Annotated in this window: 15 protein-coding genes; 8 read left to right on the plus strand and 7 right to left on the minus strand. The window is 44.0% G+C overall.

Features of this window, described 5'->3' with window-relative positions; translation table 11 throughout:
* The first annotated feature begins 147 nt into the window (after positions 1 to 147).
* Together AC3CHU_RS17145 and AC3CHU_RS17150 are read left to right on the plus strand one after the other, a co-directional pair.
* Entirely contained in the window at positions 148 to 651 is a 504-nt protein-coding gene (locus AC3CHU_RS17145; protein WP_004732005.1) for an acyl-CoA thioesterase, read from the plus strand.
* A gap of 234 nt (positions 652 to 885) precedes the next feature.
* Positions 886 to 1158: a hypothetical protein gene (locus tag AC3CHU_RS17150; protein ID WP_488526016.1), complete on the plus strand. Its 273-nt coding sequence runs from the start codon at positions 886 to 888 to the stop codon at positions 1156 to 1158.
* A gap of 9 nt (positions 1159 to 1167) precedes the next feature.
* On the opposite strand, the gene AC3CHU_RS17155 is transcribed toward AC3CHU_RS17150, so the two are convergent.
* From AC3CHU_RS17155 to malE, 5 genes are all read right to left on the minus strand, one after another.
* Entirely contained in the window at positions 1168 to 2820 is a 1653-nt protein-coding gene (locus AC3CHU_RS17155; protein ID WP_488526017.1) for an ABC transporter substrate-binding protein, read from the minus strand.
* 79 nt (positions 2821 to 2899) lie between these two features.
* Positions 2900 to 3511, minus strand: a complete 612-nt coding sequence (locus AC3CHU_RS17160) for an outer membrane beta-barrel protein (protein WP_029235752.1) — start codon at positions 3509 to 3511, stop codon at positions 2900 to 2902.
* Between the two features lie 607 nt (positions 3512 to 4118).
* Positions 4119 to 5009, minus strand: a complete 891-nt coding sequence (gene malG / locus AC3CHU_RS17165; protein ID WP_017081399.1) for a maltose ABC transporter permease MalG — start codon at positions 5007 to 5009, stop codon at positions 4119 to 4121.
* Between the two features lie 11 nt (positions 5010 to 5020).
* On the minus strand, positions 5021 to 6592 hold the full coding sequence (gene malF, locus AC3CHU_RS17170) for a maltose ABC transporter permease MalF (protein WP_017074675.1): 1572 nt from the start codon (positions 6590 to 6592) through the stop codon (positions 5021 to 5023).
* An 81-nt stretch (positions 6593 to 6673) separates the two neighbouring features.
* On the minus strand, positions 6674 to 7858 hold the full coding sequence (malE, locus tag AC3CHU_RS17175) for a maltose/maltodextrin ABC transporter substrate-binding protein MalE (RefSeq protein ID WP_146456305.1): 1185 nt from the start codon (positions 7856 to 7858) through the stop codon (positions 6674 to 6676).
* 664 nt (positions 7859 to 8522) lie between these two features.
* Here malE and malK point away from each other — a divergent pair.
* Positions 8523 to 9635 (plus strand): maltose/maltodextrin ABC transporter ATP-binding protein MalK, encoded by a 1113-nt coding sequence (malK, locus tag AC3CHU_RS17180; protein WP_171307598.1) that lies wholly within the window; start codon positions 8523 to 8525, stop codon positions 9633 to 9635.
* A gap of 242 nt (positions 9636 to 9877) precedes the next feature.
* Here malK and AC3CHU_RS17185 read toward each other — a convergent pair whose 3' ends face one another.
* On the minus strand, positions 9878 to 10078 hold the full coding sequence (locus AC3CHU_RS17185; protein ID WP_004732016.1) for a restriction endonuclease subunit S domain-containing protein: 201 nt from the start codon (positions 10076 to 10078) through the stop codon (positions 9878 to 9880).
* Positions 10079 to 10398: 320 nt separating this feature from the next.
* The gene (locus tag AC3CHU_RS17190; RefSeq protein WP_488526018.1) at positions 10399 to 12315 is read right to left on the minus strand and encodes a methyl-accepting chemotaxis protein; all 1917 of its coding nucleotides are present in this window, start codon (positions 12313 to 12315) and stop codon (positions 10399 to 10401) included.
* 459 nt (positions 12316 to 12774) lie between these two features.
* On the opposite strand from AC3CHU_RS17190, the gene AC3CHU_RS17195 reads away from it, so the two are divergent.
* Genes AC3CHU_RS17195 through AC3CHU_RS17215 form a run of 5 tightly spaced genes read left to right on the plus strand, consistent with a single transcriptional unit; the run spans position 12775 to position 18116 of the window.
* Complete coding sequence (locus AC3CHU_RS17195) at positions 12775 to 13731, plus strand: AAA family ATPase (RefSeq protein WP_017081852.1); 957 nt, start codon at positions 12775 to 12777, stop codon at positions 13729 to 13731.
* A gap of 10 nt (positions 13732 to 13741) precedes the next feature.
* Positions 13742 to 14668: a DUF58 domain-containing protein gene (locus AC3CHU_RS17200; RefSeq protein WP_488526019.1), complete on the plus strand. Its 927-nt coding sequence runs from the start codon at positions 13742 to 13744 to the stop codon at positions 14666 to 14668.
* Positions 14665 to 15150 (plus strand): DUF4381 domain-containing protein, encoded by a 486-nt coding sequence (locus AC3CHU_RS17205; protein ID WP_488526020.1) that lies wholly within the window; start codon positions 14665 to 14667, stop codon positions 15148 to 15150. The genes AC3CHU_RS17200 and AC3CHU_RS17205 overlap by 4 nt, the downstream gene beginning before the upstream one ends.
* Positions 15143 to 16165, plus strand: a complete 1023-nt coding sequence (locus AC3CHU_RS17210; protein ID WP_488526021.1) for a vWA domain-containing protein — start codon at positions 15143 to 15145, stop codon at positions 16163 to 16165. The genes AC3CHU_RS17205 and AC3CHU_RS17210 overlap by 8 nt, the downstream gene beginning before the upstream one ends.
* Complete coding sequence (locus AC3CHU_RS17215; protein WP_488526022.1) at positions 16158 to 18116, plus strand: VWA domain-containing protein; 1959 nt, start codon at positions 16158 to 16160, stop codon at positions 18114 to 18116. Before AC3CHU_RS17210 ends, AC3CHU_RS17215 begins: the two co-directional genes overlap by 8 nt.

Here is an 18116-nt window from a genome sequence, read left to right on the forward strand (position 1 = left end):
AAACATCAATATTCATCCGTTCGTCACCCGTTTGAAAAAATAGTCTTAATCGTGAGAAACACCGCTTTAATTTATGTCATCTTAAGTATATTGTTATTAGCAAGTAACAAGCATGTTATACAGCACAATAATAATGAAGGAAGATAGATGAGCAGTAACAATAACCGACCAGATGGTAAACGAGACGTTACTCTGCGTTTTTTAGCTGAACCTGGGGATGTGAACTTTGGTGGTAAAGTTCATGGTGGTGCAGCAATGAAGTGGATCGATTTAGCAGCCTACGCTTGTTCTGCTGGGTGGAGTGGTAAATATTGTATTACCGCTTACGCAGGAGGGATTCGATTCGTAGCTCCGATCCATGTTGGCAACCTTGTAGAGGTAAGTGCGAAGGTCATCTATACCGGTTCATCTTCTATGCACATCGCTATCGACGTTCAAGCCAGCGACCCTAAAGAACTCAACAACCGCCTAACGACTCACTGTATCGTTATTATGGTCGCTGTTGATGAAAATGGTAACCCGACTAAGGTGCCGGAGTGGGTGCCAGAAACACCAGAAGACATCGAATTAAGAGATTCGGCTATTCGCCTAATGAACATGCGAAAACAGATCGGTGAAGAGATGGAAGCACACGTTAAGTACCTTAAGTAAACTTTACCAACCACGCTACGCAACAAAACCATATTACAATGCCAAGCACCTGCTTGGCATTGGTTGATCTAATACCCTCGCTCTTTACATGCAAAGCCTCAGTAGATCTAATACGATCTATTAGAGCGTGATGCCCAGCCAAAGGTTGAAATGAATCGGCACTTGTTCGCGGATTTATTTTGACTGTAATAAAGTCGTCATTTTGCTCTGTTTAAATACCGCCAATCATAATGGATGTATTTGAATTTCCTGGAGCAACTCTTGAGCGTCACACGTCCCACTCTTAGCGAATCTACACTGAACAATTTAAAGGCGGTTGAGTACCAATGGGTTAGAACTTTGTACGTCGAAGGCTACGACAGCAACGAAATTAACCACTACATCCAAACTTGCTTTGGTGGTGACCAGACGTTTGCGGATCTATTTCGTCGTGTGGCACTCGATCAAGAAAGCATCTATGTGCTGTTGCAGCATCTTGGCTGTGCTCCTTCTAGTAGAGAATTCTAACCTCAACAATCACTGTTCGACCCAAAGTCGATAAAAGTCACTATAACCTGTGTTTCTTACTTGAACCCCTCTGACTTGTTGAGTTCTAGACATTTCTTCATAACCAGAAAATAACGGTAAATAGGTATAACTTAAACGTAAATCCCTTTCCATCTCCATCAACTCACTAGATGGTGATTCGCCACTTATCGCCCGTTTTATCTTAGCTTGATGCTCATCCATTTTAAAACGGTCAAAACTAAATCGTAATCCCGTTGACACACTTAACCATTCGTAAGTTCCGTAATCAACAGGTGTCTCTATTACATCTTCAATAAGGAGAATATCAGCTAGTTCAGACACCAAATGAGGATTACTAATGTTACTGACGATAACAACTTCCAACTCCACTCCTGTTGAACGGATAACATTATGTAACCATTGAGAATTACGAATTAAGTATGGAATAGTCCATTTGGGCTCAGCCAAGACAATCTTCCCTGTCAAGCTTGGGGCATTTGCTATCATTGGCCTAGCTTTACAGGGATCAAAAGCTAAGCTTTCGACCGCATTAATAGGATCATGTAGCTGTTTTTGCTGGTGGATATAATCGGCTAGTTGGCGCCATGTATCTCGCGAAATGTTCGAGTCAACCCTTTCTCGATAAGTTAAATAGAATAAAGCACTAATACCCTGAACTTCAACTTGGTCCGACGGGCAATTAAAGCTAATCATATTTTGCATATCTGCATCGGCATGCGACAAAGTAACTCGTTCTAACAAAGCTCGAGTAGAGAAATAGTCTTTATGTGCTCGAAGTTGAATACTGTCTTCACACCAGTGTTCAATCTTGAACGGCCCTGTTCCAATATGGTAACTGTATTTATCACCGAAATTTTGCTGATCTCGACAAACAATAGATGCGCTAGACATAGCTAGCATATAAGGAAAAAACTTGTTGGCGTACTTGAGAGTAATAACTAAACAATTGGGTGCGACTGCATCTACACGTTCGGCACATTGCCATAACTCTTTTATAGGGCCATTACCCTCAATTAAACGTCTAATACTCCAAACTACATCTTGAACTTGCAAAAGCTCACCATCATGTCGGTAAACGCCGGGACGTAGCCATAGAGTCATCCTTGTATCTTCCATCACCCAATCGTGAGCTAAGGAAGGCATTAGATCACCATCTGGACTCTGAACCAACAATACATCATATACGCTTTTTGCTATATGCAGCTCTGCATGGCGAAATGTCTTAATTGGATCAATAGTGTTTACCCACGGATAGGAAGCTATCAATACAGCATTGCTTGATTCATTGGTTTGGTTAAGGTGTTCGGTCGCTAAAGTAAGAGCTCTGACTGCAGTCGAACCGTATAGGTCGACAAGACGCGATACTAGCTTAAAACTGCCTTTATTTAGTTCGCTAATCAATAGTTCTGCAATCGCTTGTTGCAACGATTTTTTAATCGTAAGTTTACTAGGATTACTCCTACCGACTGCTGGGATCCATTCGATCCAACCTTGTTCGGACAGCTTTCTCATAACAATTGACACATTACGTTTAGAAGTACACAGCGCGACCTCTAATTCGCCTAAACCTATAGAATGAGATAAGTGAATCTCAAAATGCTTAAGCAACTGATCTAAGTGTCTAAGGTTTACATCGTTCACAACAATTCCACTGCTATTTATCTCAGCTAAAACATAGCAAAGGGAACTAAATATTCCTAGCCCCCTTAGATTCTCGGTATTAGAAGTGGTAATTCATTCCAAGAGAAAAAACACTAATTTCAGCATCGACAGAAGCAGTAGCACCAAGTACTTTTGCTACTTCTAGATCAGGTTTCATATAATCCCACGTTGCTTCAATGCGAAGGTTATCTGTCAGTGAGAAATCTGCTCCCAAGCTATACATACCCGTCATTGTTGTATCAGAGAATGTAGAATGACCAGTTGCCCCAACAAAGGAATTACTGACCTTGAATTCAGCATTAAAATATGCCACTCCGGCTTTTGCAAAAAGATTAAAACGATCATTTATCGGTAAAATAACTTTAGGCTGAATCGCTGCAAATTTCATGTCTCCGACTGTCACTGAACCACTGTCCAAAGCATCATAACCTCCAATGGAGCCTTCCAAAGCAATATAACGGTTGAACTGATAACCACCGTAGATTTTGCCAGCTAAACTAGAATCGTCATCTAATTTTAATGATGTGTTGTCAGAACCGTATGCAGAATCAACAGAAAAGTTAGCACTATCGAAATTTGCTTGACCAATAGATGCTCCAATATATGGATTTGCGTATACCGCAGAAGTTAGCATAAGGAGAGTTGTTGTGATTACTGTTTTTCTTAACATTATATTTAACTGCCTATCTAAAAATATTATTTATCGTTTTCCATATCCTTTAGTAACCAATGCAGTCCCTTTCACTGGGTTTCGAAACAAAATAATATTAATGAATAGGAAACCATTAAAACACGTAATTGTTTGTCATCTTTTTTCCACATATCTATACAATTAGACACAACTGCTCACATTCAAGTTGTTAATCATAAAATCTCTTGGACTTTGGACTTTGGACTTTGGACTTTGGACTTTGGACTTTGGACTTTGGAGAATAGTGTGCTTAGATCACATATCAATGTGTAATTTAAGTATGAGCACTCAATATTTACGCTATACGTCGCATGCTAATTTGACTGAAGTGTTGTTTGGAAGTGAGATTATTATAATTGAGACAAGAAATTAAACACTAGGCATAAAAAAACCCAAGTAAATACCTGGGTTAGAGTTACAAAAAACACTAATCATTAATAGCGTAAGGAACCTGATTAGTAGCCAGCTATGCGTAACCTGAGGGTTATTTTTATTACTGATCGGCGGCCAAACCAAATGATGTAATAAAAATGCCAATACAGAGCGACCTATAAGGTCGCTCTTTGTCTTTCTTATAGGGTACAGCTTATCCTTTTACACCACCTGCCGTCAAACCGCCAACTAACCAACGTTGAGCAAGTAAGAACACGATAGTAATCGGAAGTGCTGAAAGTACAGCCGCTGCCGCAAAATCACCCCATAGGTAGTTCTGAGGATATAGGTATTGCTGCATACCTACCGCTAGCGTGTAAGAGTTCACATCGGTTAGCAGGATAGATGCTACAGGCACTTCACCTACTGTAGCGATGAACGAAAGAATAAACACAACCGCTAGAATTGGCACAGACAGTGGTAATAGAACCAATCTGAATGCTTGCCAAGGCGTTGCACCATCCAGTGCTGCAGCCTCTTCCAACGAGTTATCAATCGTCTCAAAGTAACCTTTAATCGTCCAAACGTGCAGTGCTATACCGCCTAAGTACGAGAAGATTAGACCACCGTGCGTGTTCAAGCCTAAGAACGGGATGTATTGACCAAGCTTGTCGAACAGCGCGTAAATAGCGACTAGAGCCAGTACTGCTGGGAACATTTGGAAAATCATCATCGCTTTCAGGATAGTTTCTTTACCTTTGAAGCGCATACGAGCAAATGCATAAGCCGATGTTGTAGACAATGCCACAATAAGAAGCGACGTCACACCCGCGACTTTAATTGAGTTCCATAACCACGTTAGTACTGGGAATGGAGGTGGTGTCACCGAGCCGTCAGCATTCGTTACCGACATACCAAGAGCCAGTTTCCAGTGCTCCAGTGATGGGTTATCGGGAATCAAACTACCTGTTGCAAAGTTACCTTCACGGAACGAGATAGCGATAATCATCAGTAGTGGGAAGATAATCATTGCCAAGAAGCACCACAACACTGCATGCGTTGCCCACACTCGGTATTTAAGGCCTTTACCTTGTACCATAGCCATTGTCGTGCTCCTTAATCTTGAGACAGTTTAGTGAAACGAAGGTTTAGTAACGCAAGTCCACCAACCAATAGGAAAATAAGCGTTGCGATTGCACTTGCTAGACCAAAGTCTTGACCGCCGCCGCCTTCGAATGCAATTCGGTAGGTGTAGCTTACAAGCAAGTCTGTGTAACCCGCTGGCTCTGAGGTGCCAATCATGTTCGGGCCACCGTTCGTCAATAGTTGAATCATTACAAAGTTATTGAAGTTAAAGGCAAACGCTGCAATCAATAGCGGTGTAAGCGGCTTAATCATCAATGGGAATGTAATACGCTTGAAGTTATCAAGGAAGTTCGCACCATCAATGGCTGACGCTTCGTACAAATCATCAGGAATCGCTTTTAGTAGACCCATACATAGAATCATCATGTAAGGGAAACCTAGCCACGTGTTAACCATCAACACCATGGTTTTCGCAAGAATTGGGTCAGAGAACCAGTTCGGGCTTAAGCCGAAGATATTCTCAAGCACCATGTTGATCTCACCAAAGCTCTGGTTGAATAGACCTTTAAAGATAAGAATCGAGATGAATGCCGGTACTGCGTAAGGCAGAATCAGTAGAACACGATAGATTGAACGACCTTTTAGCTCTTCCCATTGCACGATATTCGCAAGTACAAGCCCGATAACAAGTGTGAACGCTACGGTACATACCGAGAAGATCACCGTCCAAATAAAGATGCTGATGAATGGTTCTTTAATACCATCATCTTTCCAAACACGTTCAAAGTTATGTGTACCAATATTAACCACAAAGCCCGGGGATATTGTGTTACCAGTAAACTCACCATTGGCATCAACAGGTTGATAGAAACCCTCTTCCATGTTTGGCTTGAGAACTTCACCCGTTTCATTGTTGATTAACGTTTGTTCATCGTCTTGTAGCGTGTAAAGCGGAGCAACAGAAGCAAACTTACGTAAGCCACTCATGCGGATGTCGTCACCGTTAGGCAGATGGAAATCAACCGCATTAATCGCAGCACGGTTTTGGATGATCGCTTTGATCTTCTCTTTCTCACCTTGTGCAGACTCAATTGCAGATAGGTCCATCTCTGTTGCACTCATATCTTCAAAAGAAAATACGTCTGTTGCTAACAGCTGGTCGCCATCTTTAACAACGATCTGGTGACCGTCATCAGTCTTGTACAAAGTAAATGGGTAGCTCTCACCGCTTTGGAATGAGCGATCTAAAAGAACGGTTTGAGTGCGCTCTAGAGATAGTTGATTTTTTGCGCTGTAGTTAGTGAACGCAAGCCCGACGGTATAAGCCAATGGGAAAAGAATGAACAAGATCATTCCGGCAATACCCGGATAAATATAACGGTGGGCGTAAGTTTTCTTACTACCAAAAATGTAAAGTGCCAAAGCCGTTAAAATCACAGTAAGCAACGCAAAAGCGAGCTCACCGCGTGAATACATTAGAATTGTAGCGTAGCCGTTAATTAAGCCAACACTACCAAGCAACCCCCATTTGATGAAGACGCTTTTACTGCCTAAAAGGCTTGATGGTGCTGGGATAGCATCTGTACCTTGAACTGACTGCATAGAGGAACCTGCTAGCGATATAGATAAAAAATAGAAAAGTAAGGAGAGGTTACCCTCTCCTTAAAAGGTAGTGCTTGGTTGTTACTTAGTCATACGACCTTCAGCAGCTTTTAGTGCTTGATCTACTGTTTGACGACCGTCAACTACGTTACCGATCGCTTCTTCCATGCTGTACCAGAACGTTGTGAACTGAGGGATGTTAGGCATGATTTCACCATTCATCGCATTGTCCATTGTTGCTGCAATACGAGTGTCGCTGTCTAGTTGACGTTGGAAAGAGTTAAGAGCAACAGCGCCTAGTGGCTTGTCGTCATTCAGGCTCTTCATGCCTTCATCAGTTAGTAGGTAGTTTTCCATGAACTCAACAGCTAGGTCGCGGTTTGGAGAAGCAGTGCTGATACCACCCGCCCATACACCAACGAAAGGCTTAGACGCTTTACCGTTGAACTTAGGTAAAGTTGCTACACCGTAATCTACGCCAGCTTTCTTGATGTTTTCCCAACCCCAAGGGCCGTTGATTGTCATTGCAACGTTACCCGCAACAAATTCAGACTCAGCAACTGAGTAATCCATGTCTGCAGAGATAACTTTGTCTTGTACCATCTTCTCGATGAAACCTAGAGACTTCTGAACACCGTCAGTCGCTACGCCCGCATCTTTAATGTCGTAACCTTCTGCAGTCTGTTTGAATGCGTAACCGCCGTCAGCTGCAAGTAGAGGCCATGTGAAGTAAGCGCCGCCACGTAGAGGCCACATGATCGCTTTTTTGCCGTCTTTTTTAAGTTCAGCATCAAGTGCTGGGATTTCTTCCCAAGACTTAGGTGGGTTAGGAACAAGCGCTTTGTTATAAATTAGAGAAACTGACTCAACCGCTACTGGGTAAGCGATTGTTTTACCTTCGTATGAAACAGCGTCCCATGCGAAGTCTACGATACCTTCTTTAATCTCTTTAGAAGGTTTGATATCAACAAGAAGCCCCGCTTCTGCATAGCCGCCAAAACGGTCGTGTGCGTAGAAGATCATGTCTGGGCCATCGCCAGCCGCTGCAACTTGAGAGAACTTCTCTTCTAGTTTGTCAGGGAAAGCGACTGTTACTTTAACACCAGTGTCTTCTTCGAAGCGTTTACCTACTTCAGCCATGCCTTCATAAGCTTTGTCACCACCTACCCAGATAGTTAGTTGTCCTTCTTCGATAGCAGCATTTGCACCAAAAGAACCCAGAGCAACTAATGTTCCTAGAGCTACAGCGCTTAGAGCGTTTTTCATGTGAATATCCTTTTTATATTTATACGTAGGGCACATCTACCAAGACGAGCCAGTTTTCAGGGCTTATGATCTGAGAAAATAGACTCTAACTCATCATCCTAGCCACTACGCCCTAGCTATTATGGCTTAATTTCGTGATCGCCATCCGGTCAGATTAGAGACTGAAATCACAAAATCCATACTCATCGTGATCAACATCACCGTTATGGGGTGGATTTATTTGAACTGGATCGCCAATTATTAATAACCCCATTTATCTACTCCTCCCCTACTACTCCCCCTCGTTAAATTTTCATTGGGAGGATGTACGATTGCGCCAATTCACCGAAACTGCATCCATCCAAGAGTGGATAGTAAGAACCCTTTACCAGCGAATGTTATGCGTGAAGCATTGTTCATTTAGTTGGCTTCACTGCCCGCTGTTGTCTTTATTAAGCATCGAGCTAAATCTGTGATTGAATCACGGGGGAGATTTAGCTGGATGTGGGGGAAATAGGCACCAGTTTGGCTATGACGGGTGGGCTTGGTTAAAGAATCCAAGTCTCACCCACTTTTTTTCTTACTCATTCAATACTTACCAATTCCTACAGTTACTGCTGACCCAAAAATTTCTTATAATGATAAGCAGTAAAACTTAAAATTTGATCGATCGAGGACTAGCTAGATGGCGAGTGTCACGTTAAAAAACGTTTATAAATCATATGGTGATGTACAGATTTCTAAGGACGTAACCTTAGACATCAACGAAGGTGAGTTCGTAGTATTCGTTGGACCATCAGGTTGTGGTAAATCGACGCTATTACGCTGTATCGCAGGTCTAGAAGACATTACGTCTGGTGATTTGTACATTGGTGATCAACGCATGAATGACGTTGAGCCTTCAAAGCGTGGCGTAGGTATGGTATTCCAATCTTACGCGCTTTACCCTCACCTTAACCTTTATGACAACATGTCTTTCGGCCTTAAGTTAGCAAACGCAAACAAAGCTGAAATCGACAAGCGTGTTGAGCATGCTGCAGAAATCCTTCAGCTTGGTCACCTTCTTGAGCGTCAACCTAAAGCACTTTCTGGTGGTCAACGTCAACGTGTTGCTATTGGTCGTACTCTAGTTTCTCAACCAAACGTATTCTTACTTGATGAGCCTCTATCTAACCTAGATGCTGCGCTGCGTGTTCAAATGCGTTCGCAAATCACTAAACTACAACGTCAACTTGGTTGCACCATGATCTACGTTACCCACGACCAAGTGGAAGCGATGACAATGGCCGATAAGATTGTTGTTCTTGATGGCGGTTATGTTTCTCAAGTGGGTAAACCTCTTGATCTTTACCACTACCCTCAAAACCGTTTCGTGGCAGGCTTTATTGGCTCGCCGAAGATGAACTTTATGTCTGTTCACATCGAGCAAGCTGAAGCAGAACGCGTCCAAGTTCAACTTTCTAACGGTATGACTTTCTGGATCCCAGTTGATGGTACGACTGTCAATGCTGGTGACCGTATGTCTCTGGGTGTTCGTCCTGAACACTTGTTGTCTGCTGAAACAGGTGATGCGACGATTGAAGCTGAAGTGATGATGGTAGAGAAACTAGGCAACGAAACTCAGGTTTACCTAAACCTCGACAGTGCTGATGCTGACGTTATTTATCGCCAACCAGACACGTTGACGATTGAGTCTGGTGACAAACTAGCGATTGGTATTCCTGCGCACCGTTGTCACTTGTTCCATAGCGATGGTCGAGCATGTCGTCGCTTGTACAAAGAGTACGGCACCGACTAGTCGGTTCGCCTTTTTAAGATATAACTTGCCCATATCGAATCCCTCTTACCAAGTAAGGGGGATTTTTTTGTTTAAAGACGCCAACTACTTTCGCTTTGATGGTTTAACTTTGCGCACAGCTCAGTTAACTTTTCGCGCAGCAATAAAAAAGGCCTAGCAATGGCTAGACCTTGATTTGTGTAGTCAGGCTAAGCCCACTACTCATTCTACTCTATCTTAGACAAGATGAAACTGCCTTAAGCTTAGTGGATTGGCGTATCACTTGTTTTGTTGAACTGGCCAAAATGCTTTTCTAACACTTCTGGTGTTAGTTTGCCTTCCGCTTCTAGTCGCTTAAATTCAGCAACGATCGCTTTTTGCTCTTCAATTGATGGCAGTTTTACTTCTGGCTCATCGCCCATCTCTTGAGTCATCTGCTCTAGTTCTTTTTCAAAATCGCTCATGATACTTACCTAAATATTAAACCTAATCAGATTTTACTCATTTACGCTCTGTGATGCTAGAGCGATTAAGTGCAAAGCCTGAAACCAGATCAAGCTAAGGCCAGTTAGAAGAAAACAAGCCCATAAATAAAAAAGAGCTGGATTCACGATTAAATGAATCCAGCTCTTCGTCTATGTCTCTTTCTAAGCCAGCTACAGCTTAAAGAATTTAAAGCTTAAAGAGATTAAAGCTTAAAGAGATTAAAGCTTAAAGAGATTAAAGCTTAAAGAGATTAAAGCTTAAAGAGATTAAAGCTTAAAGAGATTAAAGCTTAAAGAGATTAAAGCTTAAACGAGCCAACCATCTTATCCAGACGTGAAGAAAGGTCTCGGAGCTCTTGGCTCGCTTCAGCAAGCTGCTCAGCGGTACCCGTTGTCACTTCATTGATTGCGTTAATCTCTTCAATGTTCTGGTTGATGGTGTGAACTACGGTTGATTGCTCCTCCGTTGCCGTTGCGACTTGCGTGTTACGATCGGTGATGTCTACGATACGGTCCGAAATGCCACCCAGTACATCTACGGCTTCATCCGATGCAGCTACACCTTCAAGGGTAATGACTTTACCTGTACTCATTGCTGCTACTGCATCTTTAGCATCGCTTTGCAGTTGGTTGATCATCTTCTGAATCTCTTCCGTTGAGTCTGCCGTGCGACTTGCTAGATTTCGTACTTCATCTGCGACCACGGCAAAGCCACGGCCTTGCTCACCGGCACGCGCTGCTTCAATCGCTGCGTTCAATGCAAGTAAATTGGTTTGCTCTGAAATATCACGGATAACACCCAGAATGGAGCCGATATCTTGCGTTGTAGAAGCAAGCTGCTCCACCACTTGACCCGTGCTCTCAATATCTTGAGCTAAGCGGCTAATTGCATCTTTTGCTTTATTTACAACAGAGCGACCAACTTCAGTATTGCCCGAAGCTTGAGTGGCCGTTTCCGCAGCCGTTGCCGCATTTGATGCAATCTCGCTGATTGTCATGCCCATTTGGTTAATGGCAGCAACCACTTGAAGCGTTTGATCACGTTGTTCTTGGCTGTTGTCGTGAGTGATATGCGCTTTATTTGAAACACTCTCCGCCGCAACTTGAAGCGCTTGGCTTGTCGAGCACACTTCTTTCATCGACTCGTGAATCTTCTCAATGAATCCATTGAAGCCCTTAGAAAGCTGTGCGATTTCATCGTTGCCTTTTACTTCAATACGCTGCGCCAGATCGCCATCGCCTTCGCCAAGGTCACCAAAGCGCTTAGCCAGAAGCTTAATAGGCTGAGTAATGCTGTTTGCTAGCACTACACCCATTAGGATAAACACTAAAGCCACGATAGCAGTCATGATCAGCATCTTCTGCGCAGTCGCATCGAGCTCAGCAAACACTTCACCGGTTGGTACCACACCAATAACGAACCAGTCCATTGACGACACATACAAACTCGCCACAAACAGTTCTTGTCCTTGGCTTTCAGTGGTAATCAAATTGAAACCCGACTTGTTCAATAGTTGGCTTGATTGAGGGCCGTAAAGTTGTTGAAGTGAAGAATCACTGCGAGAACGCTCACGGTGAATCTGTACATCACCTTGGCTATCAGTCAAAAATACAAAGCCTGTATTTTCAATCTTGAAACCGTTCAGCAGGTTAACCATGTCATCCATCGATTTTGATAAACCTGACATCGCCAAACCAGAAGGCTGTTGGTAGTTAGCAAACATCTTCACTTCACCATTGGCTTCTTGGAACATGCTCACCATGGTTGGCTGGCCTGACTGAGTAAAACCAAAGAACCAACCGTCTTGTTGTTGGTTTAGCTGGCGTAAAAAACCATCTTGGTTCCAGTAGTAAGCTGTTTGACGGTTCGCTACCGAGGCATCATTCAGCTGATATTGGTTACGAACATTGTTCAGTTGTTTAACCAGTTTACTCTCTAGCGCGGCATCGCGTTCGGTCGATTCGATAACATCTGAAATGAATTCATTTGAAGCAATTTGCTCTGCCGCTAACAATAGCTGAGAGACTTCACGATCAATTTCACCATTGATTCGCTCCAACATACCTGGAAGCTCAATATCAACCAAACGGTGGCTCAATACATCTCTTGCTTGCTGTTGTGCCATCGCGCCGACAATCACTGTCGATGCAAGAACCGCAAAGGTAATTCCAAGTACAACTTTTTGTTTGATACTCAGAGAGTTAGTTTTAAACATATTTAGACCTTTAAAAGAATCGCTCGTTATTAGTATACCCTGAACAGGACTTTTCTAGTGCACTCCAACAAGCAATGCACAATCTGAGTGATGTATCGGCCAAAACCAATAAAACTAGAGACTTTTCTCTCAAAAAACTGCAAATATGATGTAACGACTCAATCATTTCTTGTGGGGGTTGAAATTAGCTAGCTAAATACGCCCCCTTATTGATATTCACCCTTATTATCAAACCCTTTAATTTTTATCTGAGTCAGGCAGCATCACACCTTTGAGCTTTATTGTATAAAAAGTGATTGATATGATAAAAATTCACTGTTCAGTGATTTTTCTAGCTCAACACTTGTAAATCTTTCCAATTTTGAAAAAATAAATTCCGCAAATGTACTGGAACTTTTTCCTGGTAATCAGTGACCAATACTCAAAATAAGAATCAAATGGCCCCCAGAGAGTCCAAAAATGCATAAAAATAACTTCGAAATCCTTCAAAACTACCTAGAGTCTCAAATCATTGGTCAGCAAGAGCTCGTAAAACAACTGATGATCGCCTTACTGGCAGATGGTCATATTCTTGTTGAAGGGCCTCCAGGATTGGCAAAAACCCGCGCGGTAAAGTCACTGGCTGACTGTGTCGAGGGAGATTTTCACCGTATTCAATTCACTCCCGATCTATTACCAGCTGATTTGACGGGCACCGATATTTTCCGTCCAGAAACCGGAGAGTTCACCTTCCAATCTGGCCCGATTTTTAACTCGCTAATTCTAGCGGATGAGATCAACCGTGCTCCGGCGAAAGTACAAGCCGCGATGTTAGAAGCAATGGCCGAGAAACAGGTGACTGCAGGTCGAAAAACCTATGCGCTACCGGATCTGTTTTTGGTGATGGCAACGCAAAACCCGATTGAGCAAGAAGGCACCTACCCGCTACCAGAAGCTCAATTAGACCGTTTCTTGCTGCATTTAGAAGTGGCTTATCCAGACATGGAAAGTGAGCTGGAGATCTTGCGCCTAAACAGAGGCGAAGCTCAAGGCAACGAATCTGTTCAGCCACAAGAGATATCTCAGCAAACGATCTTTGAAGCACGCCAAGAAGTGCTCAACATTCACATGGCAGACACCATCGAGCAGTACATTATTCGACTGGTTATGGCGACTCGCCAACCTAAGCAATACAGCGACCAACTTGATCAATGGTTAGATATGGGTGTCAGCCCACGTGCAACTATTGCTTTAGACCGATGTGCCCGAGCGCACGCATGGCTAGCAGGCCGCGATTACGTAACACCGCAAGATGTTCAAGCGATGGCATTCCCTGTATTACGCCACCGTCTACTTCGCAGTTACCACGCACAAGCTGAAGGGGTCACTGCAAACCAAGTGATCGCACACCTTATCTCGTTGGTTGGTAGCGCATAGGGATAAGCGCATGAATAATCAATTACCTAACCATAGTGACGGTGTCACGTTAAATCTGGACGAACTGCTGCAATACAAAGCGCAGTCTGTTCGCTGGTTGCCTCCAGCCAAGAGTCTTTGGTCGCAACTAAACGGGCAACACGAGAGCAATCGTAAAGGTCGCGGGATGAATTTCTCTGAGGTTCGTCAATATCAGGCGGGTGACGATATCCGCAGCATTGATTGGCGCGTCACGGCGAGAACAGGCAAGGCGCACACCAAACTGTTTTCTGAAGAAAGAGAACAGCCTGTGATTTTGTTCTTAGATCTGTCGAGCAGTATGATTTTCGGGTCAACCTTGTTGCTTAAATCGGTTCAACTCGCGCACTTTGCCAGCCAACTTTGCTGGTTAACCGTCGCTCAAAAAGACCGTATTGGCGCAGTGATAGATACTGGCCAAGAGATCATTGAGATTAAACCCAGTGCTAGCAACCACGCTCCGCTGCGGATTTTACAAAAAGTCATAGAAATCAATAACGCAGCGCTGACCAACCAAAACAATCACAACGACACAACCTTAGAGCATGGGCTGAAGTCTCTCCACCAGCTTTGCCCGAAAGGAAGCGATATCATTATGCTCAGTGATTTCGTCCGTTATAACGAAAGTAATTACTCACTGATCAATCAAATACGTCGACATAATCGGGTTCGCTTGGTGCATTTTTACGATCCATTAGAGCAAGGTGTCACTGCTTTCAAAGGTTCAAAACAGATCACCGACGGCAATAAAACTCAATGGTTCAACTTTTCATCCAGTAAGGAAAAGGAAAAGCTGAGTCATGCATTCGACATGAAACAACAACAGCTTATGCAAATGAGCCTTTCTTTGGCGATCCCATACAGTTCATTGTCTTGTGCGCAATCGTTAATGAGTCAAGTATCAGGAGTTCAGTCATGAATCAACCTCTCGACTTGAGTCCGATTATTACGCCAAGCGCACCATCGTGGTGGCCTTTGGCATGGGGTTGGTGGTCAATCATTATCACGGCCATCGTTCTGATCTCCTTAGTGTTTTTCATTGTAAAACGCAGACAAAAGAACCAATACGCGAAAAACGAAGCACTTGCTTGCTTTCGTAATAGTCAGCCTTCAAATGCTTTATCTCCGAGCGCAGCTCAAGACATCGTTCGTCAGGCTGCACTGAGCTATTTTCCACGCGACAAAGTGGCAGGCTTATCTGGTGATGATTGGTTGGCGTTCTTAGATGCGCAATTGGCGAAGCCGTTGTTCGCCGCAAAACAATCGCAATGGCAACAAGCGCTCTACCAAGATACAGCCTTAATGAGCGACGAACAGAAAAAGGCTCAACAACAATTGGTTAATGACTGCGAAATCTGGCTTCGTAAAGCCCTTCCTCCAAAGCGAGGTCGTTATGACTGACCTTTTAAGCTTTGGTTTTCTAAGCACTATGTTTCTAAGCAAGAGCTTACTAAACATCGAGTTCGTTTGGTGGTGGATGTTTTTCCTCGCGCCACTGCCGTTTATCGTTTACTTGTTCTCTCCTAAGGCGGAATCGAACAATGCCCTAAGGCTTCCATTTCTGCCCGAGGACAGCAATACCAAAACGCCGAGCAGCCCCTTACCCAAAGCCTTGTCAGTCATCATCTGGCTTTTATTGGTAACGGCCATGGCACGCCCAGTTTGGTACGGTGAACCGGTCGAGTTTCAGCCGAAACACCGTGATTTGATGTTGGTTGTCGACCTCTCCTACTCGATGAGCCAAGAAGACATGCAATTCAATGGCGAATACATCGATCGCTTATCTGCGGTGAAACATGTATTGAGTGACTTTATTGATCGACGAAAAGGCGACCGAGTCGGATTGGTGCTATTTGCTGATCACGCCTACTTGCAGACGCCACTGACGTTAGATAGAGACACGCTTTCACAACAACTCAATCAGGCTGTGCTTAAGCTGATTGGTACTCAAACTGCGATCGGTGATGGTATCGGCCTTGCTACCAAAACCTTTGTCGATAGCGATGCGCCTCAGCGTGTAATGATTCTACTCAGTGACGGCAGTAATACTGCGGGCGTATTAGATCCACTAGAAGCCGCGGATATTGCTAAGAAGTACGACGCGACGATTTACACCGTAGGTGTCGGTGCGGGTGAAATGATGGTCAAAGAGTTCTTCATGACTCGTAAGGTCAATACCGCTCAAGATCTAGATGAACGTACGTTAATTGAAATCGCCAAACGCACTGGCGGTCAATACTTCCGAGCGCGAGACAGCAAAGAACTGGCAACGATTTACGACACCATCAATCAGTTAGAGCCCGTGACGAACGCCACTAAGATCTGGCGACCACAACAAGAGTGGTTTGTCTGGCCATTGTCTGCGGCAATGTTCTTCGCATTTATGCTGTTAGCCATTAGGAGAAACAATGTCTAACTTTACTTTTATCTACCCATATTGGTTCTTGGCGCTTGCCGTAATGCCCGCAATTTGGTGGCTGAGCAAGAGACAATCCAAGCAAGGATTATTGGCGTCACACATCGCCCGTTATTTGGCACCTGAATCGAGCAAGCCATCGAAAAATCGTAGTACGTACTTTGGCATTTGGTGGATAGTCGGTGTCATCGCGTTGGCTGGACCAAGCTTTGAAAAAAATGAACAGCCGAGCTTTGAAAAAACGCAGGCGCGAGTTGTGATCATGGATATGTCGATGTCTATGTATGCCACTGACATTAAACCAAACCGTTTAACACAGGCGCGATACAAGGCTCTGGATCTACTATCACTCTGGAAAGAAGGCCTAACGGGAATGGTGGCATACGCCGGAGATGCTTACACCATTAGTCCTTTAACGTCTGACATCAACACCATCAAGAACCTCGTACCCAACCTATCACCAGATATCATGCCCTTCCAAGGCGGCAATGCAGCATCGGCAGTTAAGCTTGCGATTGAGATGATGACTCGTGCTCATATCTATAAAGGCGATCTGGTACTGATTGCTGATGATATTGATGGTCAAGAGAAGAAAGATATCGACTCGCTACTCTCTGGTAGTAATTGGACGTTATCAGTCTTGGCTGTAGGTACGGAAAGTGGCGCGCCGATCTCGTTACCTACAGGTTCGATGTTACAGACCGACTCAGGACAAACCGTGGTTGCGAAAACCAACGTAGGCAATATGCGCGACCTGACTCGTCGCTCTGGTGGCACGTTCACTGAAGTTCAATTTGATAACTCAGACGTTGAACACATCGCAAATTACCTCGACCGAGTTGCGACAACATCAGAAGTGACTAAAACCAATAACTCGCTCAACATCAGAGTGAACAACGGTTTCTGGTTATTGCCGTTTCTGTTACTTCCTGCACTTGGGCTATTTCGAAAAGGGGTCATTTGGTGTGGCCTAGCTGTACTTGTCTCGTTCAGCCAACCGAATACTGCGTTGGCGAGCCCTTGGAAAACCGATGACCAAGTAGGTTATCAGTTGTATCAAGATGAGGACTTTCAACAAGCCGCAGAGCAGTTCGAGCAGCAAGAATGGAAAGGCATTGCGCAATACAAAGCCGGTGATTTCGAAGCGGCCGAACAGACGCTACAAGGTCTTTCTGGCGAAGATGCTCGCTACAACCTAGCCAATGCACAAGCAAAGCAAGGTAAGTACGACCAAGCGATTGAAGAGTATCAACGTATTCTCGAAAGCAACCCTAAACATGCTTATACGAAGAAGAACCTAGAGATTGTCGAACAGGCTCAGAAGCAACAGCAACAGCAACAGCAACAGCAACAGCAACAGCAACAGCAACAGCAACAGCAAGACGATTCTGAGTCCAAAGACCAAAACGAACAAGACCAGCAAGGTCAGCAAGGTCAGCAAGGTCAGCAAGGTCAGCAAGGTCAGCAAGGTCAGCAAAATGATTCTTCGCAAAGCTCGCAGGATCAACAACAAAGCTCAGCTGACAATGGGAAGTCGCAAAGTCAAAGCGACAGCCAAGATCAAAGCAATTACCAAGATCAAAGTGAAAACCAAGCTCAGAATACTGACCAAAGCCAAGCTGATAGCCGCCCTGATTCTAAGGCGGATGAAGAAAACGACAAGCAAGCTGTGCAACAAAACAAACCGGATCAAGCAGATAAACAGCCACAGGACGAAGGTGACTCAGCATCTCAGACTGCACAAGCACAAAAAGCTACAAAGGAAGACAGTGATAGAAGTGCTCAACAAGCAGCAGCACAAGTATCAGGTCAACCTATGTCGAGCGATCCTGATATGCGAAAACTTGAGCAAGTAGAAAGCGCTCGTGATCCGAGCCAACTGCTTAAAGCGCAAATGATTTTACAAGCACGACAAAAAAGTGCTCCTAACAACCAAAACAAAAAGTGGTAA

Source organism: Vibrio sp. QJM3NY_39 (assembly GCF_057785895.1).